The sequence below is a fragment of the Amycolatopsis sp. NBC_00348 genome, from assembly GCF_036114655.1.
Classification (GTDB): domain Bacteria; phylum Actinomycetota; class Actinomycetes; order Mycobacteriales; family Pseudonocardiaceae; genus Amycolatopsis.
In genome coordinates this window covers 9,825,926-9,844,487 of the sequence record NZ_CP107994.1, presented here as the reverse complement: position 1 = coordinate 9,844,487, position 18,562 = coordinate 9,825,926, and the positions used below count along the sequence as shown (strand labels likewise).

18 protein-coding genes are annotated in these 18,562 nt (G+C 71.4%); 10 read left to right on the top strand and 8 right to left on the bottom strand.

Translation table 11 applies throughout. The features are described 5' to 3' along the window. The first annotated feature begins 134 nt into the window (after positions 1–134). Positions 135–1,085 (top strand): MBL fold metallo-hydrolase, encoded by a 951-nt coding sequence (locus tag OHS58_RS44490; protein WP_326955647.1) that lies wholly within the window; start codon positions 135–137, stop codon positions 1,083–1,085. On the opposite strand, the gene OHS58_RS44485 is transcribed toward OHS58_RS44490, so the two are convergent. Continuing rightward, complete coding sequence (locus tag OHS58_RS44485; RefSeq protein ID WP_328646268.1) at positions 1,082–1,573, bottom strand: MarR family winged helix-turn-helix transcriptional regulator; 492 nt, start codon at positions 1,571–1,573, stop codon at positions 1,082–1,084. The two genes, OHS58_RS44490 and OHS58_RS44485, sit on opposite strands and share 4 nt — an antisense overlap. Before the next feature lie 75 nt (positions 1,574–1,648). Between OHS58_RS44485 and OHS58_RS44480 the strand changes: the two genes are divergently transcribed. Both OHS58_RS44480 and OHS58_RS44475 read left to right on the top strand, forming a co-directional pair. Then, positions 1,649–2,566 (top strand): EamA family transporter, encoded by a 918-nt coding sequence (locus OHS58_RS44480; protein WP_326946572.1) that lies wholly within the window; start codon positions 1,649–1,651, stop codon positions 2,564–2,566. 38 nt (positions 2,567–2,604) lie between these two features. Further along, positions 2,605–3,801, top strand: coding sequence for a glycoside hydrolase family 64 protein (locus OHS58_RS44475; protein WP_328646267.1), 1,197 nt, complete (start codon positions 2,605–2,607; stop codon positions 3,799–3,801). Between the two features lie 75 nt (positions 3,802–3,876). Here OHS58_RS44475 and OHS58_RS44470 read toward each other — a convergent pair whose 3' ends face one another. Continuing rightward, positions 3,877–6,231 (bottom strand): excinuclease ABC subunit UvrA, encoded by a 2,355-nt coding sequence (locus tag OHS58_RS44470; protein WP_328646266.1) that lies wholly within the window; start codon positions 6,229–6,231, stop codon positions 3,877–3,879. Positions 6,232–6,277: 46 nt separating this feature from the next. Continuing rightward, the gene (locus tag OHS58_RS44465; protein WP_326946569.1) at positions 6,278–6,622 is read right to left on the bottom strand and encodes a VOC family protein; all 345 of its coding nucleotides are present in this window, start codon (positions 6,620–6,622) and stop codon (positions 6,278–6,280) included. A gap of 102 nt (positions 6,623–6,724) precedes the next feature. Between OHS58_RS44465 and OHS58_RS44460 the strand changes: the two genes are divergently transcribed. Next, positions 6,725–7,531 (top strand): PGAP1-like alpha/beta domain-containing protein, encoded by an 807-nt coding sequence (locus tag OHS58_RS44460; RefSeq protein WP_326946568.1) that lies wholly within the window; start codon positions 6,725–6,727, stop codon positions 7,529–7,531. Here the strand turns inward: OHS58_RS44460 and OHS58_RS44455 are convergent. The 3 genes from OHS58_RS44455 to OHS58_RS44445 are packed head-to-tail and all read right to left on the bottom strand — an operon-like array spanning position 7,521 to position 10,401. Then, positions 7,521–8,363, bottom strand: a complete 843-nt coding sequence (locus tag OHS58_RS44455) for an ABC transporter permease (protein WP_328646265.1) — start codon at positions 8,361–8,363, stop codon at positions 7,521–7,523. The genes OHS58_RS44460 and OHS58_RS44455 overlap by 11 nt on opposite strands. Further along, a complete protein-coding gene (locus OHS58_RS44450; protein ID WP_326955655.1) occupies positions 8,360–9,277 on the bottom strand; it encodes an ABC transporter ATP-binding protein in 918 nt (305 codons plus the stop codon). Before OHS58_RS44450 ends, OHS58_RS44455 begins: the two co-directional genes overlap by 4 nt. Then, complete coding sequence (locus tag OHS58_RS44445) at positions 9,274–10,401, bottom strand: hypothetical protein (RefSeq protein WP_328646264.1); 1,128 nt, start codon at positions 10,399–10,401, stop codon at positions 9,274–9,276. Before OHS58_RS44445 ends, OHS58_RS44450 begins: the two co-directional genes overlap by 4 nt. A gap of 259 nt (positions 10,402–10,660) precedes the next feature. Between OHS58_RS44445 and OHS58_RS44440 the strand changes: the two genes are divergently transcribed. The 3 genes from OHS58_RS44440 (at position 10,661) to OHS58_RS44430 (ending at position 13,361) form a co-directional block, all read left to right on the top strand. Then, entirely contained in the window at positions 10,661–11,704 is a 1,044-nt protein-coding gene (locus OHS58_RS44440; RefSeq protein ID WP_328649959.1) for a class I SAM-dependent methyltransferase, read from the top strand. Between the two features lie 141 nt (positions 11,705–11,845). Next, positions 11,846–12,466: a rhomboid family intramembrane serine protease gene (locus OHS58_RS44435; RefSeq protein ID WP_328649958.1), complete on the top strand. Its 621-nt coding sequence runs from the start codon at positions 11,846–11,848 to the stop codon at positions 12,464–12,466. A 136-nt stretch (positions 12,467–12,602) separates the two neighbouring features. Next, a complete protein-coding gene (locus OHS58_RS44430; protein ID WP_328646263.1) occupies positions 12,603–13,361 on the top strand; it encodes a serine protease in 759 nt (252 codons plus the stop codon). A gap of 61 nt (positions 13,362–13,422) precedes the next feature. Here OHS58_RS44430 and OHS58_RS44425 read toward each other — a convergent pair whose 3' ends face one another. Beyond that, positions 13,423–14,220 carry a hypothetical protein gene (locus OHS58_RS44425; RefSeq protein ID WP_326951787.1) on the bottom strand — a complete coding sequence of 266 codons (798 nt, stop codon included), beginning with the start codon at positions 14,218–14,220 and terminating at the stop codon, positions 13,423–13,425. On the opposite strand from OHS58_RS44425, the gene OHS58_RS44420 reads away from it, so the two are divergent. Beyond that, positions 14,123–14,329 carry a hypothetical protein gene (locus OHS58_RS44420; protein ID WP_247064529.1) on the top strand — a complete coding sequence of 69 codons (207 nt, stop codon included), beginning with the start codon at positions 14,123–14,125 and terminating at the stop codon, positions 14,327–14,329. The genes OHS58_RS44425 and OHS58_RS44420 overlap by 98 nt on opposite strands. Before the next feature lie 71 nt (positions 14,330–14,400). On the opposite strand, the gene OHS58_RS44415 is transcribed toward OHS58_RS44420, so the two are convergent. Next, the gene (locus tag OHS58_RS44415) at positions 14,401–15,045 is read right to left on the bottom strand and encodes a TetR/AcrR family transcriptional regulator (protein ID WP_328646262.1); all 645 of its coding nucleotides are present in this window, start codon (positions 15,043–15,045) and stop codon (positions 14,401–14,403) included. Between the two features lie 87 nt (positions 15,046–15,132). Between OHS58_RS44415 and OHS58_RS44410 the strand changes: the two genes are divergently transcribed. Together OHS58_RS44410 and OHS58_RS44405 are read left to right on the top strand one after the other, a co-directional pair. Then, positions 15,133–16,836, top strand: coding sequence for a TIGR03086 family metal-binding protein (locus tag OHS58_RS44410; RefSeq protein ID WP_328646261.1), 1,704 nt, complete (start codon positions 15,133–15,135; stop codon positions 16,834–16,836). 885 nt (positions 16,837–17,721) lie between these two features. Next, on the top strand, positions 17,722–18,549 hold the full coding sequence (locus OHS58_RS44405) for a hypothetical protein (protein WP_328646260.1): 828 nt from the start codon (positions 17,722–17,724) through the stop codon (positions 18,547–18,549). The last annotated feature ends 13 nt before the right edge of the window (positions 18,550–18,562 follow it).

Genomic DNA, 18,562 nt, shown 5'->3' with positions numbered 1-18,562 from the left:
GAAATCCCGGCGGAAAGCGCGCAACCTGGCCGCGCCCTCGTCGTTAAGCGCAACGCCGGTCAGAACCCGCTCACGTGGGAGACCGACACGCTGCGAAGCCGGGCCGTTACGGCTTCGCTCAGGGAGGGAAAGCAATGCCGGCCGTTACCGCGAACATCGTCCCGCTCCGGCACGCGCGCCCGGGGGTCGTGGCGTACGTGAAGAGCCCGGACGAATGGTTCGTCGCCAACAGTGGCTGGATCCAGGGCAGCGAAGGCGTCGTGTTGATCGACACGTGCGGCACCGAGCAGGCCACTTTGGAACTGGTCCGCGACGTCCGCAAGTACGCGCCCGAAAGCGCGCAGCAACTCACCGTGGTCGTCACGCACGCGCACGGTGAGCACCACAACGGTGTCGGGGTCGCGCTGCGCGACGGCGGGACCGTGCTCGCCGCGCCCGCGAGCGTCGAGGTCGTCAAGGCCGGGCCGCAGACCTACGGCAACGTCTTCACCTGCACCCAGTGGGGCGTGCTGGAGCCGCCGGAGCCCGCTGCGGTCCACCCCGTCATGGGCTGGAAGCGGCTCGACCTCGGGGGCGCGGCCGCCGACGTCGTGGCCGTGCCGGGCACCGCGCACACCGCCGGTGACCTGGTGGTGCACGAACCGCGCTCGGGCACGCTGTTCACCGGCGACCTGGTGTTCATCGGCAGCACGCCGATGGCGGTGCACGGCTCGATCCCGGGCTGGCTCGACGCGCTCGACTGGCTGCAGGACACGTTCCGCCCGCGGACGCTCGTGCCCGGCCACGGGCCGGTCGCGAACCCGGGCCACAGCGCCGTGCACGCGATGCGCGTCTACCTGGAGTGGCTCCTGGACGCGACCGCGCGCAGCCGGGACTTCTCGAAGCTGGCGACCCAGGCGTCGCTGCGCTGGCCGACGTGGACCAACCCGGAGCGCCACATCGGCAACCTGATGCGCGCGTACGCCGACCAGCACGGCCTCAAGCTCGACGTGGACCTCGCGGTCGACGCGGTGATCGCCGCCGCGGGCGGCCGCATCGACCTGGACTACCTGCTGGGCGCCGAGCCGGTCCGCCGGATCTCCTAAGCGGGCCCGAGGCTTTCGAGGAGCTTCCGCAGCATCTCCGCCAAGTCCTCCCGCTCGTCGTCTTCGAGCGCAGCGAGGACGCGGTGTTCCGTCGCGACGTGATCCGGCAGCGCGCGATCGATCAGCTCACCGCCGGCGTCGGTCAGCTCGACCCGCACACCCCGGCCGTCGGCTTCGTCGGGCGTGCGGCGGACCAAGCCCCGCGCTTCCAGCTTGTCGAGGCGCTGGGTGATCGCGCCGGAGGTGACCATCGCCGAGCGCATCAGCTCCGTCGGCGTCAGCCGGTACGGCGGGCCGGTGCGGCGCAGGGTCGCCAGGACGTCGAAGGTCGCGTGGTCCAGGCCGTGCCGGGCGAAGGTCCGCCGCAGCTCGGCGTCGACCAGCACACCCAGCCGGGACAGCCGGCCGATCACGGCCATCGGGGAGACGTCGAGGTCGGGACGTTCGGCGTGCCACTGCTCCAGCACCCGGTCCACGTGGTCGGCCATCGGCCCAGCGTAACCGATGTCTTAGCGGTAAGTGAGCGGTAGCGATTTACCTTAGCGCTGAGCTATATTGCCTTAGTGCTCAACAATCGACTTCTGGTGGTCACCGCCCTCGCCCCGGTCATCTGGGGCTCCACCTACCTGGTCACGACCGAGCTGCTCCCGCCCGGCCGGCCGCTGCTGGCCGCCGTCGTCCGGGCGCTGCCCGCCGGGCTCCTGCTGGTCGCGCTCACCCGGCAGCTGCCCCGCGGCAGCTGGTGGTGGCGATCGCTCGTGCTCGGCACCCTGAACATCGGCGCGTTCTTCGCGCTGCTGTTCGTCGCCGCCTACCGGCTGCCCGGCGGCGTCGCCGCAACCCTCGGCGCCCTGCAGCCGCTGCTCGTCGCGGGCCTGTCCACCGGCCTGCTCGGCGAACGGCTGACCCGGCGCACGCTGCTCGCCGGCGTCGCGGGCGTCGCCGGCGTCAGCCTGCTCGTGCTGCGGTCGGACGCCCGGCTCGACGCGCTCGGTGTCGCCGCGGCGGTCGGCGGCGCGGTCGTGATGGCCACCGGCGTCGTGCTGAGCAAGCGCTGGACGTCGCCCGCTCCCCTGCTGGCGACCACGGGCTGGCAGCTCGTCGCGGGCGGGCTGGTGCTCGTGCCGCTCGCGCTCGCCGTCGAAGGGCCGCCGCCGTCGACGCTGTCCGCGGCGAACTACGCGGGTTACGGCTACCTCGCGCTGATCGGCGCCGCGCTGGCGTACACGCTGTGGTTCCGCGGGATCCGCGCGTTGTCGCCGACGCACGTGACGTTCCTCGGGCTGCTCAGCCCGGTGGTCGCGACTCTGCTCGGCTGGCTCGTGCTCGGCCAACGTCTCGGCGGGTGGCAGCTGCTCGGCGGCGCGGTCGTGCTCGCCGCCGTCGTGACCGCTCAGCGACGGACGCTGGGCCGGACGGCTGCTAATAATTATCAGCCTTTGACAACGTCTCCGCGTGCCACCGACTCTGAAGTGGTCTGAACAACTCGTGATCACCGGCCTCGACGAGGAGGCGCCCCGTGCGTCCGAGATCCCCCTTCCGACGGCGGTTTTCCGCTCTGGCCGCGACGCTCGCCGTCGCCGCCGGGCTCACGACCGCCGTCGCCCCGGCCGCCGACGCGGTCCCGGCCACCATCCCGTTGAAGATCACCAACAACTCCGGTCGCGGTGATCAGGTCTACGTCTACGACCTGGGCACGAACCTGGCGACCGGACAGCAGGGCTGGGCCGACGCCAACGGCACGTTCCACGCCTGGCCGGCCGGCGGCAACCCGCCCACCCCGGCGCCCGACGCGTCGATCCCCGGGCCCGCGAACGGCGGCTCGAGCACCATCCGGATCCCGAAGTTCTCCGGCCGGATCTACTTCTCCTACGGGCAGAAGCTGGTGTTCAAGCTGACGACCGGCGGCCTGGTGCAGCCCGCGGTGCAGAACCCCTCCGACCCGAACGTCAACATCCTGTTCAACTGGTCGGAGTACACGCTCAACGACGCCGGCCTCTGGATCAACAGCACCCAGGTGGACATGTTCTCCGCGCCGTACGCGGTCGGCGTGCAGCCGACCGGCGGCACGACGAAGACCACCGGGCACCTGAAAGCGGGCGGCTACAACGGTTTCTACACCGCACTGCGCGGCCAGCCCGGCGGCTGGGCGAACCTGATCCGGACCCGCTCGGACGGCACGGTGCTGCGCGCGCTGGCGCCGAGCCACGGCATCGAGGCCGGCGCGCTGCCCGCGACCGTGCTGCAGGACTACATCAACCGCGTCTGGACGAAGTACAGCTCGTCGGCGCTGACGGTGACGCCGGTCGCGGACCAGCCGAGCGTGAAGTACACCGGCCGCGTCTCGGGCAACGTCATGAACTTCACGAACACCTCGGGCGGGTTCGTGACGGCGTTCCAGAAGCCGGACTCCGACAGCATCTTCGGCTGCTACAAGAACCTCGACGCCCCGAACGACGTCCGCGGGCAGATCTCGCGCACGCTCTGCGCGGGCTTCAACCGCTCGACGCTGCTGACGAACGCCAACCAGCCGGACACCAGCTCGGCGGGCTTCTACCTGGACAGCGTCACGAACCACTACGCGCGCAAGATCCACGCGCAGATGGCGGACGGCAAGGCGTACGCGTTCGCCTTCGACGACGTCGGCAACTACGAGTCCCTGGTCAACGACGGCAACCCGGCGACGGCCTACCTCACGCTGGACCCCTTCAACTGAGGACGCCCCAGCCCTCGTGAGTGGTTAGGGCGGTTAGAACCGCCCTAACCACTCACGACAAGCCGCGGCAGGACGTCAAGACCCGACGTAGGCCGCCAGGTGCTCGCCGGTCAGCGTGGACCGCGCCTCCACCAGCTCCCGCGGGGTGCCTTCGAAGACGACCGTGCCGCCGTCGTGGCCGGCGCCGGGGCCGAGGTCGATCAGCCAGTCCGCGTGGGCCATCACGGCCTGGTGGTGCTCGATCACGATCACCGACTTGCCCGAGTCCACCAGCCGGTCGAGCAGGCCGAGCAGGTTCTCGACATCGGCCAGGTGCAGGCCGGTGGTCGGCTCGTCCAGGACGTAGACGTCACCCGCGGAACCCAGGTGCGTGGCCAGCTTGATCCGCTGCCGCTCACCGCCGGACAACGTCGTGAGCGGCTGGCCCAGGGTCAGGTAACCGAGGCCGACGTCGCCGAGCCGCTCGAGGATCTTGTGCGCCGCGGGCAGCTTGCCGCTGAAGAACTCCGTCGCCGCGGCCACCGACATCGACAGGACCTCGCTGATGTCCTTGCCGCCGAACTTGTAGTCCAGCACCTCGGCCTGGAACCGCTTGCCCTCGCACACTTCGCACGGCGTCGCGACGCCGGCCATCATGCCCAGGTCGCTGTAGATCACGCCGGCGCCGTTGCAGTTCGGGCAGGCGCCTTCGGAGTTGGCGCTGAACAACGCCGGCTTGACGCCGTTCTCCTTCGCGAAAGCCTTGCGGATCGGCTCGAGCAGCCCGGTGTAGGTCGCCGGGTTGCTGCGCCGCGAGCCGCGGATCGCGCCCTGGTCGATCGAGACGACGCCCTCGGCGCCCGCGACCGAACCGTGGATCAGCGACGACTTCCCGGACCCCGCCACGCCGGTGATGACGGCGAGCACGCCGAGCGGGATGTCGACGTCGACGTCACGCAGGTTGTGCGTCGACGCGCCCCGGACCTCCAGCGCCCCTTCGGGCTTCCGCACTTCGTCCTTGAGCTTGGCCCGGTCGTCGAGGTGACGGCCGGTCATCGTGTCGCTCTTCCGCAGTCCCGCGACGGTGCCCTCGAAGACGACCTCGCCGCCTTCCGAACCGGCCTTGGGCCCGAGGTCGACGACGTGGTCGGCGATCGCGATCGCCTCCGGCTTGTGCTCCACGACGAGCACCGTGTTGCCCTTGTTCCGCAGCTGCAGCAGCAGTTCGTTCATCCGCTGGATGTCGTGCGGGTGCAGCCCGATCGTCGGCTCGTCGAAGACGTAGGTGACGTCGGTGAGCGACGACCCGAGGTGCCGGATCATCTTGGTCCGCTGCGCCTCGCCGCCCGAGAGCGTGCCCGACGGCCGATCCAGCGAGAGGTAACCGAGGCCGATCTCGACGAACGAGTCGAGCGTGTGGCCCAGCGCTTCCAGCAGCGGCGCCACCGACGGTGCCTTCAGGCCGCGGACCCAGCCGGCCAGGTCGCTGATCTGCATCGCGCACGCGTCCGCGATGTTCACCTTCCCGATCTTCGACGACCGGGCCTCCGGGCTCAGCCGCGTGCCGTCGCACTCCGGGCAGGTGGTGAACGTGACCGCCCGCTCCACGAACGCGCGGATGTGCGGCTGCATCGCGTCGACGTCCTTGGCGAGCATCGACTTCTGGATCGACGGCACCAGGCCCGTGTACGTCAGGTTGATGCCCTCGACCTTGATCTTGGTCGGCTCCTTGTAGAGCAGGTCGTCGAGCTGGCGCTTGGTGAACTTCTTGATCGGCTTGTCCGCGTCGAAGAAGCCGCAGCCGCGGAAGATGCGGCCGTGCCAGCCCTCCATGCTGTAGCCGGGGATGGTGATCGCGCCCTCGTTGATCGACTTCGTCTCGTCGTAGAGCTGGGTGAGGTCCATGTCGTTGACCGCGCCCCGGCCCTCGCACCGCGGGCACATGCCGCCGAGGACGCTGAAGCTGCGACGCTCCTTCGTGGTGCGGCCGCCCTTCTCGAGGGTGACCGCACCGGCGCCGCTGATCGACGCGACGTTGAAGGAGAACGCCTGGGGCGAGCCGATGTACGGCTTCCCGAGCCGGCTGAACAGGATCCGCAGCATCGCGTTGGCGTCGGTCGCCGTGCCGACCGTGGAGCGCGGGTCGCTGCCCATCCGTTCCTGGTCGACGATGATCGCCGTCGTCAGCCCGTCGAGGACGTCGACGTCGGGGCGCGCCAGCGTCGGCATGAACCCCTGCACGAACGCGCTGTAGGTCTCGTTGATCAGCCGCTGCGACTCCGCGGCGATCGTGCCGAACACCAGCGAGCTCTTGCCCGAACCGGAGACCCCGGTGAACACGGTCAGCCGGCGCTTCGGCAGCTCGACCGTGACGTCCTTGAGGTTGTTGACGCGCGCGCCGTGCACCCGGATCAGGTCGTGGCTGTCGGCTTCGTGGCTGGCCTTGCTCATCGTGTCTCCATCTTGTCCGGGCGGGCCTGAGAGCGATCCAACCAGGTCAGCTGTCCTGCAGCACACCCAGAACGTTGCCGTCGGCGTCGGCGAAGGTGGCCACCAGCCGGCCGCCGCCGACGTCCTTCGGGGCGTCCTTCACGGTGCCGCCGGCCGCGGTGACCTCGGCGAGCTTCGCCTCGATGTCGTCGACGTGCCAGTAGCTCACCGGGCCGGTGCCCGGTGCGGCGCCACCCGGCACCAGCCCGATGTGCTGGCCCTCGACGTCGTAGCCGACGTAGTAGGCCGAGTCGGCGGTCGGCTCGGCGCCGAGCAGCGCGGTGTAGACGGCCTTGGCCTTCTCCAGGTCGGAGACGGGGTGCAGCACGGTCTTGATCCCCTGGGTGCTCATGGTCACTCCTCGTTGTCGTCTTCTGTGCCACCGACGCTACGACCGGGGCGATGACCTGCGCTTCTCGATTCCTGATCGGTCTCGCGCGTGCATGATGGAGGTATGCGGATCACGGCTTGGTGGCGCGGCATCAGCCCGCGACGGCGCCTGATGCTGAGCGGCGTGGCGGTCGTCGTGGTGGCCGTGGTCGTCGCGGCGGTCGTCGTCACCTCCGGTACCAGCGCCGCGCCGCAGGCCGGGACACCCGACCAGGACAAGCCGGGCCCGGTGCTGCTCGTGCCCGGTTACGGCGGCGGCCAGGGCGCGCTCAACGAGCTGGCCGCGCACATCCGGCAGACCACCGGACGCACCACCGAGGTGCTCACCCTGGCCGGCGACGGCACCGGTGACCTGCTCGAACAGGTCGCCGTGCTCTCGGCGGCGGTCGAACGCGCGTACGCGGCCGGCGCGCCCTCGGTGGACGTCGTCGGCTACTCCGCGGGCGGCGTCGTGGCGCGGCTGTGGGTCGGCCGCGAGGGCGGCGAGCACCAGGCCCGCCGGGTGGTGACGCTCGGCGCGCCCATGCACGGCACCGGCCTGGCCGCGGCGGGCGGCGCGCTCGTGCCGGGTGCCTGCCCGACGGCGTGCGTCCAGCTGGCACCGGGCAGCGCGCTGCTGCAGGAGATGGCGAAGGACCCGATCCCGTCGACCCTGCCGTGGCTGTCGGTGTGGACCGAGCGCGACGAGACGGTCACCCCACCGGACTCGGCCCAGGTGGACGGCGCGGTCAACGTGGCGCTGCAGCAGGTCTGCCCCGGCAACCAGGCCGGCCACGGCGACCTGCCCACCGATCCCGCCGTCACGGAGCTGGTGCTGCAGGCGCTGGGCACCACGCCGCTGGAAGCGCCCGCGGAGTGCCTCAGCTCGTGACGTCCTTGGTCGCGAAGTTCGCCCAGGCCGCGCCGAAGAACACCACGATGTAGCCGGCCTGCAGCAGCAGGCCGTGGTCGATGTTGCGCCACAGCACGGGATCGCGGAAGAAGTCGATCCACGACAGCCAGTAGTGCGTCGGCAGGTACGGCTTCACCGACGCGGCCGCGTCCAGCGTCTCCAGCACCGAGCTGGTGATCAGCACGGCCAGCCCGCCCAGCGCGGCGCCGAGCGAGGAGACGGTGACCGTCGAGAGGAACATCGTGATCGCGGCGAACCCCAGCATCGACACCACGATGTAGGACACCGCGCCGAGCAGCCGCAGGCCCAGCCCGGACGAGCTGAGCGACTGCCCCGACAACGACGTCACCCCGGCGGGCTGCCCGCCGGGACCCGCGACGCCGGGGTTGCCGCCGGTGCCGAACAGGATCACGCCGAGCACCAGCGACGTCAGCACCACGATCACGATCGCCGCGGTGACGTAGACGGCGATGGCGACCATCTTGGCGCTGAGCAGGCGCGTCCGGCCGACCGGGCGCACCAGCAGGTACCGCAGGGTGCCGCCGGACGCCTCGCCCGCGATCGCGTCACCCGCGACGACGGCGACCGCGATCGGCAGGAACAGCGGCAGCACCAGGGCGAGCGCGGCCGCCGGGTAGAGCGCGCCGTCGTTCACCACGGCCGACAGGAACGCCCCGCCCTGCCCGGGCGGCGGCGCGAAGTCGGCCGTCGCCAGGAAGATCCCGACGATCGCGGGCAGCAGGCAGAGCAGCAGGATGCTGACCCAGATCCGCGGCCGCAGCACGAGTTTCCGCAGCTCGACGCCGATCATCCGGCCGCCACCTCCCCGAAGCGGTCCGAGCCGGGGCCGGTGAACTCGAGGACCACCTGTTCGAGGGTCCGCCGCTCGGCGTCGATGGACGACACGCGCACGCCGGCCTGGACGAGCATCGCGTTCAGCGCCGCCGGGTCTTCGTGCCGGATCACCAGCCGGTCACCGTCGCGGGACTCGAGCTGCCCGTCGAGGACCGCGGCGGCCGCGGCCGGGTCCGGCGTGCCGACGAGCACCCGGCCGGTCAGCGCGCGCAGCGACGTCAAGTCTTCCTCCAGCACCAGCCGGCCGCGGTCGACGACGCCGACGCGGGTGCACAGCTGCTCGACCTCGGCCAGCAGGTGACTCGACAGGAACACCGTGGTCCCGCCCGCGTTCAGCTCGACCAGCAGCTCGCGGATCTCCTTGATGCCCTGCGGGTCGAGGCCGTTGGTCGGCTCGTCGAGGATCAGCAGCCGCGGCTTGCGCAACAGCGCGCCGGCCAGCCCGAGCCGCTGCCGCATGCCCAGCGAGTACGCCTTGATCGGCCGCTGGTCGACCGCGCCCAGCCCGACCTGCTCCAGGGCGTCGTCGATGCGACGCCGCCGGGTGCGCCGGCCGCCGCCGCGCCCGGCGGCGTCGAGCAGCGAGAGGTTCCGGCGGCCGGACAGGTGCGGGTAGGCGGCCGGGCCCTCGACGAGCGCGCCGACCTCCGGCAGCACCTCGGCGACCCGTTTCGGCACCGGCTTCCCGAGGACCTCGATCTCGCCGCTGGTCGCGTAGACGAGCCCGAGCAGCATCCGGACCAGCGTGGTCTTGCCCGAGCCGTTCGGGCCGAGGAAGCCGTAGCGGTCGCCTTCGCGCACGTCCAGGTCGACGGCGTCGACGGCGAGCACCCGGCCGTAGCGCTTGGTCAGGCCGCGGGTGACGATCATCGGCCGCTCCGGCGCAGCCGCGACAGCTCGTCCGCGACCGTGCGCAGCACGTCCGGCGTCACCGTCCCGGCCAGCAGGTACGAGCGCCGGGAGAACGACGACCGCACGATCGCCAGCGACAACGGCGTGAGCGACAGCTGCACCACGCTCCCGGCCGTCAGCTTGACCTCCACACCGCCTGCCTTCCCGGCCGCGTCGCTCGCGGCGTTCCCGACGTTGCGCGGCACGGCGATGACGGCGAAGGCCGCCAGCCCGGTGCCGTAGAGCGCGGCGCCGGTGACCCCGCCGAAGTTCGACGACGCCACCGGCCGCCCGCCGAGCGTGTTCGGCAGCACGGCCTGGCCCAGCGCCCCGAGGGCGTCGGTGACGTCCGGGGCGCTCGTGACGGAGAAGCCGGAGCCGAGCACCGGCCGCGGCGCCTCGACCACCGGCGTCGTCTGCTCGACCTGCTGGAACGCGGTGCTGAGGATCGGTGCCTGCTGGCCCCGCGCGGTGACCTCGACGCGAACCGGCAGCCCGGTCGCCGGGTCGGCCCACAGGTCCACCTGACCGATCGTGGTGTCCGGGTCGGCCGGGACCAGTCGCAGCCCGGACGCGTCGACGTCGGCGACGCGCCGCGCGGGCAGCGTGCTCACCGAGTCGTTCTTCGCCGCCTGCAGGACCCGCCGCGCGAGCTCCGGCGGCAGCAGATCCCCTGCTCGCGGCAGCCGGACGCTCGGTTCGCCGATCAGCTCGGTCAGCGTGTTGGTGCCGTAGTCCCAGGTGTACTCGCCGTCGGGCAGCCGGTAGACGTCGTGCTCGCCCGCGGTGCCGAGGGTGTCGACGCGGTAGCGGTCGGGCCCGGCGTACCAGGCGCGCATCCGCGTCGTCCCGGCGAAGAGCGCGGCGACGTCGGCGAGGTTCGGCAGCTCCGGCAGGGCGAGCGAGCCGGAGCTCTCGGCGTACCCCTGGTACGGCCGGCCGGCGGAGGCCAGCACCAGCGTGCGCAGGCGCGCCGGGTCGATCGACTCCCCCGCGGACGGCAGGGCGGCGACGACGGCGGGCACCGACACGAGGACAAGGGTCACCGCGGCGACCACCGCCCACCGGCGCCGCGTTTCGTGCCGCACCACCGAGGGCGTCATCCGGCATCACCTCTGTCGTCCTTTGTACGCCATGGCACCCGGAAGATCAGCCGCCGAGTTCTTACGAATCCTGTGGATCGCGGCGGTACGCTCGCCCGGTGACGACCCCCGTTCATGCTGCTGTCTTGAGCTAGTTCCGGCTGCTCCGGCAGTCCCGAACCCCTCACCCCGCGCCGCGCGCGGGCACTCCGCCACGCGCGCGGCCGCAGCAGAACGGAATTCCGTGCCTCACCTCGTCATGCCCGGCGAACCCGGCCGCATGCTCTTCGCCCCGCCCTCCCGCTCCGACGTCCCTGCCGTTCCCGCCGACGAAGCGCTCTCGGCGGACGCGGCACTGCGCAGCTTCTCCGCCGGCGTCGCCCTGCTCTGGAGCGGCGGCTACCCGGCCGCGCGGCAGCTCCTCGACGCCGTGTCCCGGCGGCTCCCGCCCCCGCCGACGGACGACTACCCGGCCCACCGGGCGCACCGCGCGCACCGGGCGCGGCTGCTCTCGCTGCTGTACGTGCCCCTGGACCCCGGGCACGTCGTCCCGCTGCGCCGGGCGCCGGACGTCCGGGAGGCGTGCACCGGCGTCTACGGCACGCTCGAAGTCGCGGCCGCGGTCCCGCTGCGGGAGCTGCTCGGCGTCCTCGGCGCGGCCGGGTGGCGCCGGACCGGGATCGCCGTCCCCGCGCTCGGCGCGCGGATCCACCCGTACTACGGCGTTTTCGCGCCGGTGCGCCAGGAGTACGTCCGGCTGGTCGCGGAAACGCCGTTGCCCGCCACGGATGTCGCGTTCGACGTCGGCACCGGGACCGGCGTGCTCGCCGCCGTGCTCGCCCACCGCGGGGTGGCGCGGGTGGTCGCGACGGACGCCGAGCGCCGGGCCGTCGCGTGCGCGGCGGACAACCTGGCCCGGCTGGGGTTCTCCGCGCGCACCGAAGTCGTGTGCGCGGACCTGTTCCCACCCGGCCGGGCTTCGCTGGTGGTGTGCAACCCGCCGTGGCTGCCGGGGCGGCCCCGGACGTCGCTCGACCACGCCGTGTACGACCCGGGCAGCCGGATGCTGCGCGGCTTCCTCGACCGGCTGCGCCGGCACCTGACGCCGGGCGGTGAGGCGTGGCTCGTGCTGTCCGACCTGGCCGAACACCTCGGCCTGCGCACCCGCGGCGAGCTGCTCGGCTGGATCGACGCGGCCGGCCTCGACGTCGCGGGCCGGACCGACACGGCACCACAGCATCCCCGCGCGGCCGACCCCGACGACCCGCTGCACCGGGCCCGCGCGTCGGAAGTCACGTCGCTGTGGCGCCTGCGCGCGGACTGAGCACCACGGCCGGAGTCACGACTCGGTCCGGAATGCCGGATCCGGGCCGTGCCCCGGTTATTCTCGGGCCCAGCGCAACCGACCATGGGGGACGAAGTGAGCACGACCAGCGAGGGCACGCCGCAGAGCAACGCCGAGGCGATGATCGCCGAGGCCAAAAGGGCTTTGTGGGTGATGGTGGGCCTGCTGGCCGTGATGTGGGTGCTGCAGATCGTCAACGCCCTCGACGACAACGGCCTGAGCCACGAGTTCGGCATCGAAGCACGCGACCCCGCGTCGCTGCCGGAGATCTTCAGCGCGCCGTTCTTCCACTTCGGCTGGGACCACATCGAGGCCAACTCCGGCCCGCTGTTCGTCTTCGGTTTCCTCGCCGCTTATCGCGGGGTGAAGAAGTGGCTGGGCGTGAGCGTGCTGATCATCATCGCGAGCGGCCTGGGCGTCTGGTTCATCTCCCCGTCGACCGCGGTCACCGCCGGCGCCAGCGGCCTGGTGTTCGGCTACTTCGGCTACATCATCGTGCGCGGCCTGTTCGACCGCCACCCGATCGACATCGTGATCGGCCTGGTGATGGCGTTGTGCTTCGCCTACCAGTTCTCGTCGTTGCTGCCGTCCGACGAGCAGGTCAGCTGGCAGGGCCACATGTTCGGCTTCGCGGGCGGCATCATCGGCGGCTGGCTCTTCCGCGACCGCCGCCCCAAGACCGTCACCGGCCCGGACGCCACCGACCCGGCGACCGTGCTGCTCCCCAAGGACCTCAGTTAGGACCTGCCCGAGCCCGGCCGCCGCGGCCGGATCGTCCACAGTGGATTCCTGGGTGCGGGGTGTGAACCGCTGTGAGAACGCTGTGGATCCGGCTCCGCGAGATGCCGGTCCGGCGCGGCTGTGGTGATCTGGATCGGTGGCGAACAGTTTCCTCCGGACCGCGGTCCTCGCGGCGGCGTCGACGCTGGTCCTGGGGACCGGCGTCGCTCTCGGCGCGAACTCGACCGCCGACGACGCCTACGCCGCGGCCGCCCCGGTCAGCACGCCTGCCCTCGCACCCATGTCCATACCTGAAGCCGCGGCGCCCGCGACCACCTCACCGGTCGGCGCGCTGTTCGCGAACGGGAGCCACTTCTGCAGCGCCAGCGTCGTGCACTCCGGCGCCGGTGATCTCGTGCTGACCGCCGCGCACTGCGTCAAGGACGGGATGGCCTTCGCGCCCGGTTATCACGACGGCGTCGCGCCGCTCGGAATGTGGACCGTGACGGACGTGGCCGTCGCGGCCGGCTGGACGTCGGCCGCGGATCCGGATCTCGACTTCGCTTTCCTGACCGTTCACCAGGCCGGGAACACCGCTTCCCTGGAAAGCCTGACCGGCGCGAACACCCTCGGAATCGATCAGGGATTCGACCACGAAATCACTCTTACGGGCTACCCCGACACGACCGATTCCCCGGTCGTCTGCAGCGGCGAGACGACCCGTTCCGACACTTATCAGCAACGGATCGCGTGCCCCGGTTTTCCGGACGGGACCAGCGGCGGGCCGTGGGTGACGAACGGCGTGGTCGTCGGCGTGATCGGCGGTTACCAGCTCGGCGGCGACACCCCGGACGTCTCCTACAGCGCCTATTTCGACGACGACATCCAGCAGCTCTACACGTCGGCCGCGGGCTGAACGCGAACCGGGCCCGCGTCCCTGGCGGAGGACACGGGCCCGGCTCATCTCACGTGAACCTTCAGCAGGTCACGATGAGCCCGGTGAGCGCCGAGCACGTCTTCGACGCGCTGTCGTTGGCGCTGGTGGGGTCGGTCGGCGCGCTCGTGGTCTTCTGCACCGTGGTGGTGTAGGAGCCGAGGGCCAGCAGGCCGCCGTTGACCGAGAACTTCGCGGTCGTGGACGCGCCGGAGGCCAGCGAGGCGACGTCGCAGTTCAGCGTCCGGGTGGTGCCCACGTGGGCGCACCCGGTCGAGCTCGCGTACGAAAGACCCGACGCATACGTTGCGACGACCCGGATCCCGGACGCGGCCGACGGGCCGGTGTTCGTCACGGTCAGCGTGTAGTCGATGCGCGCGTTCAGGCCGCCGTGGCCGGTCGCGGCGAGCGCGACCTTGACGTCGGCGATGTTCGACGCCTCACCGATGGTGACGACCGGGCCGTCGAGGGTCTCGAAGGCGTAGTTGTCGCCGACGAACTGGTGCTGCAGCGTGAACTGGCCCGGCGTGATCGTTTCCTTGGCGCGCAACGTGAACACCGCGGTCCGGGTGCCACCGGCTTCGAGGTCGCCGAAGGGCGCGCGGTAGCTGCTGCCGGCCTGGAAGCAGCCCAGGTCCGTCACGCCGGTGCAGGAGACGAGGTCCGCGACGTCGGTGATGGCGGTCGGCGAGCCGTAAATGGCCGCCTTCGCGAACGTCACCGTGAAATCGCGGTCGTTGTAAATGGTTTCCGAGACGGTGAATGTCTGCCCCGGCAGTACCGTTGTGGGACTGACTTCGACAGAACTGGAGGGCGGGGCCGCGTCCGCGGCGGGCGCCATCGCGATGAACGCGGTGGCCAAAGCGGCCACCGAAGACAGAATCGTTGTCCGTCGCCAGCTTCTTCGCATAGTGGTGTTCTCGCCGTTCAGTCGAGGAATGCCGCTCTGACAGATGCTGCTGTTCAGTCGTCGCGTCCCCACAATTCGTTACCTCCATCCGGCGGCGCCCCGGAACCGCCGTCAGGACTGACGCCAGCGGCCGTTCATCTCACCCGGGCGCGGCGGTGGACCCGGCAGGTCCGGGCCGTCACCCGCCGCCAGCCCTTCCAGGAGCAGCGCGAGGTACCGCTGCCGCAGCTCACTGGTGCGCACCGGGTCGTCGACGCGGATCGCCGCGCAGCACTCGAGGATCATGCCGACGTCTTCGGTGACGGCGTCACGGCGCAGGCGCCCGCTCTCGTGCGCGCGGGCGACGAGCCCGGCGGCCAGCTCGTTCGCGCGCTGGGCGTCGAGGCCCATCTCCCGGGTCGGCGTGAACGTGCCCGCCAGGTGCGTGGTCAGCGAGTGCACGTCGGCGTCGACCACCCGGCCGAGGAAGCCGGTGAGGGCCGTCCAGGCGTCCGGCTCCTCGACCGAGACCTCGGCCTCGGAGATGAACCGGCGGAGGCCGTCGTGGCAGAGCCGGCAGAGCAGCAGCTCCTTGCTCGGGTACCGCCGATAGAGGGCACTGATGCCGACGCCGGCGCGCTCGGCGACGGCCGAGACCGGCGCCTTCGGATCCAGCAGGAAGACGTCACGGGCGGCGTCGAGGATCACGACGTCGTTGCGGGCGGCCTGGCCGCGGCGGCCGGGCAGTGCGGTCTCGGACGGAGCGCTCTCGGACATGACCTGAGGGTAGCACTGGAACGGATCGTTCCGCTCTGCTATTGTACGGAACGAAGCATTCCGTTCCAGTCGGCCCGAGGAGCAGTCATGACGGTCCCCGCCCTTCGCCCGTTCCGCGCCGAGATCCCGCAATCCGCCCTCGACGACCTGCGGGCGCGACTCCAGCGCGCCCTCTGGCCGGACGACCTGCCGGCCGGGTACGGCGTCACGAACGAGCGGGTCCGCGCGCTGGCCGAGCACTGGCTGGAGCGGTTCGACTGGCGGGCCTTCGAGGCGCGGCTCAACGCGTATCCGCAGTTCACGACCGAGATCGACGGCGAGACGATCCACTTCCTGCACGTCCGGTCGTCCCGCGCCGACGCCACCCCGCTGGTGCTGACACACGGCTGGCCGGGGTCGGTCGCCGAGTACCTCGACGTCATCGGCCCGTTGACCGAGCCGGAGTCACCCGAGGCGCCGGCGTTCCACCTGGTGATCCCGTCGCTGCCGGGCTTCGGGTTCTCGGGCCCGGTGAAGTCCGCGGGCTGGGGCACGCACCGCACCGCGGCGGCGTGGGCCGAGCTGATGAGCCGGCTGGGCTACGAGTCGTACGGCGCGGCGGGCAACGACGCCGGTTCGATGATCTCGCCGGAGATCGGCAGGCTCGCGCCGGAGAAGGTCGTCGGCGTGCACGTCACGCAGCTGTTCTCGTTCCCGTCTGGCGACCCGGCGGAGATGGCGGACCTGAGCGAGGCCGACCAGGGCGCGCTGGCGCACCTGCAGTGGTTCTACGAGAACATGTTCTCCTTCAACCAGCTGCACAGCCAGCAGCCGCACACGCTGGCGTTCGCGCTCGCCGACTCGCCGCTGGCCCTGCTGGCGTGGAACGCGCAGCTGTTCGGCGAAAGCCTGGACGCCGACTTCGTCCTGGCGAACGTGGCGCTGTACTGGCTGACGGGGACCGGCGGCTCGTCGATCCGCTTCTACTACGAGGACGCGCAGAGGCCGGCGCACCTCGCGGAGCCGACCACGGTCCCGACAGCGCTGGCGATGTTCAAGGGCGATTTCCAGTCGATCCGCCGGTTCGCCGACCGCGACCACGCGAACATCGTCAGCTGGAACAGCTACGACGCCGGCACCGGCAACGGCGGAGGCCCACGCGACGCCGCCGGCCACTACGCGGCACACGAGGCCCCCGAGATCCTGGTCGCCGACATCCGCCGGTTCTTCGCCGGCCTTTCCCGCCCCTGGCCGGTCCTGGACCAGGCCCACGCCGCGCTGCGCTCGGCGATCGAAGGCGTCGAGGACTGGTCGGCCCCGACCCCGTGCGCGGACTGGGACGTCACCCAGGTCCTGCAACACGCGGCGGCCGACCAGCTGGGCTACGCCGCGTTCATCACGGGTGAGCCGGGCCCGGACTTCAACCCGTTCGCCCCGTCGGGCACCCTCACCGAGTCGCCGAGCGCCTTCCTGGAACCCAAGCTGGCGGCGGCCAAGGCCGCGTTCGCGACGATCACCCCCGACACCACCGCGGTCCCGACCCCCCTCCCCCAAGGCGCACTGCCGGCCCCGGTAGCGGTCGGCGCGGCAGCCCTCGACGCGGCGGTCCACGCCTGGGACATCGCAACCGCAACGGGCCGGAAGTCGTTGCTGACACCCGAACTGGCGGAAGCGTTGCTGCCGGTGGCCAAGGAACTGGCCGAGCCACTGCGAGGGTTCGCCTACGCCCCAGCCCTACCGTCACTGACCGAAGACGACGCGGTGTCGACACTGCTGAGGTACCTGGGCCGCAACCCCCACTGGACGGCCTAAGGCACCGCGGGGTTGGGCCCCTCGCCGCCACAGCCCCCACAGCCGACCCTGCTCGACCAGTTCGCGGCGGCGGCCGCCCTCGGCTGAAGCCAAGCACCACGAGACCGCGCAAGGCTCCCCAGCCACACCACCACCAACACCCCGGCGGCGGCTACCCCAGCCAACGGCAGCAGCACCGCCACCCGCAACGGCAACCAAACCGACGGCCCACCAAGCCATCACCGACCGCCGACCAGCAGCCATCAGCTCGCAAGCCGACGGCCGGCAGCCATCACCCACCCGCCGCAAGCCGCGCTCAGACCGCCGAGGCCCACCAGTTCACGACGGCAGCCACACCCGGACAACGCATCTCGCGCACCTCTCCGCTCAGCCGACAGCCAGCAGCCATCACCGCCTTCCGGCGCACCTCCACCCGGCCGACGGCAGCACCAGCACCCCACCACCCACCGCACAGCCGACCGGCCAGCAGCCCAGCAGCCACCTGCCACCTGCCACCTGCCATCGGCGATCGGCGATCGGCGATCGGCGATCGGCGATCGGCGATCGGAACACGCTGCTGCCCACCACCATGCCGGGTTCATACAGTTCGGAGCGGTCGTCACCGGCGTGGTCTCGGTCGAGGCCATGTTCAGCTGGCCCGGCCTCGACCATCCGACGTACCCGGACCGGCGACCGGCCAAGCCACCACCGACCCGCCACGGCGTCCCCTCAAAACTCAGGCCCAACCGGCTCGCGGCGGCAACCACCCTCCGCGCGTCCAATGCACCACCGGCCGCCGAACATCCACAGTGGACCACCCACCACCCGGGATCACCATGAACGAACCCACCGAGACCACGCGAAAATCCGTTGCCCCGCAAGGAACCGCGATCTTAACCTCGAGCCATGACGAACCGGCCCTTCCGTTGGGACCTCGTGCGTCCCGACCAGGTCGGGACGCTCCTCGACCACGCCCGGGAGCCGCGCCTCTGGTTCCTCCCCCAGCTCACCGAAGCCACCGGGAAGGTGCTGGCGCGCTGCGGAAACGGCGAGCTGCACTTCGTGGGCCGCTCGCTCGACAGCATGCACGACCTCCTCGGCGGGGCCCTCGAACGCACCTCCTGGCACGACCGCGTCCACCAGCTGCCGATGTCCCTGAAACCACTGCGGGACTTCACGAAACACGACACCACGCTGCTGCGGGAGCACCTCGCGGCCGCCGGCATCACGCCGTACCGGCTGACGCGGGGCACGCGGCCCACGGTGTTCGTCGACCTCGTCCACGAAGGCGAGACCTTCACCGAGCTCTACCGGCAGCTGCGCCTTTGGATCGTCGAAGACCGGGAGGCCTGGCCGGTGATCCGGCGGAAGCTGCGGTTCCTCGGCGTGACGCCCCGCAACCTGTCCTGGCGGTGGCGGGAAGACGCGGGCTGGCCGGCCGAGCTGCCGGCGGCCGCGGTCCGCAACGTTTCGCTCGACCGCGACGTCTGGTACTACTTCGGCGACCACCAACCGAAACTCACGCCGTCGTTCCCGCGGCAGCGGTGGACCGACGAGAGCGTCCGGTCCCCCGACCGCGGGAAAGCCACCCGGAGTGCCCTGGCCGAAGCGTTCGCGCTGGTCGACGCCGGCCGGCAGGCCCGGACGAGGGAGCAGCTCGTCCGGGCCGTCACCGGGGAGCCGGCGATGGCCGGGTCGTGGCTGCGGACGCTGATCACCGAACTGCGGTACTGACCGATCGGTCAGC

Coding starts and splice junctions, on each gene's coding strand:
- OHS58_RS44420 (WP_247064529.1), top strand. CDS start 14,123: ATGGTTTCCGAGACGGTGAATGTCTGCCCCGGCAGTACCGTTGTGGGA.
- OHS58_RS44435 (WP_328649958.1), top strand. CDS start 11,846: ATGATCGCCGAGGCCAAAAGGGCTTTGTGGGTGATGGTGGGCCTGCTG.
- OHS58_RS44440 (WP_328649959.1), top strand. CDS start 10,661: ATGCTCTTCGCCCCGCCCTCCCGCTCCGACGTCCCTGCCGTTCCCGCC.
- OHS58_RS44455 (WP_328646265.1), bottom strand. CDS start 8,363: ATGATCGGCGTCGAGCTGCGGAAACTCGTGCTGCGGCCGCGGATCTGG.
- OHS58_RS44465 (WP_326946569.1), bottom strand. CDS start 6,622: ATGAGCACCCAGGGGATCAAGACCGTGCTGCACCCCGTCTCCGACCTG.
- OHS58_RS44470 (WP_328646266.1), bottom strand. CDS start 6,231: ATGAGCAAGGCCAGCCACGAAGCCGACAGCCACGACCTGATCCGGGTG.
- OHS58_RS44490 (WP_326955647.1), top strand. CDS start 135: ATGCCGGCCGTTACCGCGAACATCGTCCCGCTCCGGCACGCGCGCCCG.
- OHS58_RS44460 (WP_326946568.1), top strand. CDS start 6,725: ATGCGGATCACGGCTTGGTGGCGCGGCATCAGCCCGCGACGGCGCCTG.
- OHS58_RS44450 (WP_326955655.1), bottom strand. CDS start 9,277: ATGATCGTCACCCGCGGCCTGACCAAGCGCTACGGCCGGGTGCTCGCC.
- OHS58_RS44445 (WP_328646264.1), bottom strand. CDS start 10,401: ATGACGCCCTCGGTGGTGCGGCACGAAACGCGGCGCCGGTGGGCGGTG.
- OHS58_RS44425 (WP_326951787.1), bottom strand. CDS start 14,220: ATGGCGCCCGCCGCGGACGCGGCCCCGCCCTCCAGTTCTGTCGAAGTC.
- OHS58_RS44485 (WP_328646268.1), bottom strand. CDS start 1,573: ATGGCCGACCACGTGGACCGGGTGCTGGAGCAGTGGCACGCCGAACGT.
- OHS58_RS44405 (WP_328646260.1), top strand. CDS start 17,722: ATGACGAACCGGCCCTTCCGTTGGGACCTCGTGCGTCCCGACCAGGTC.
- OHS58_RS44410 (WP_328646261.1), top strand. CDS start 15,133: ATGACGGTCCCCGCCCTTCGCCCGTTCCGCGCCGAGATCCCGCAATCC.
- OHS58_RS44415 (WP_328646262.1), bottom strand. CDS start 15,045: ATGTCCGAGAGCGCTCCGTCCGAGACCGCACTGCCCGGCCGCCGCGGC.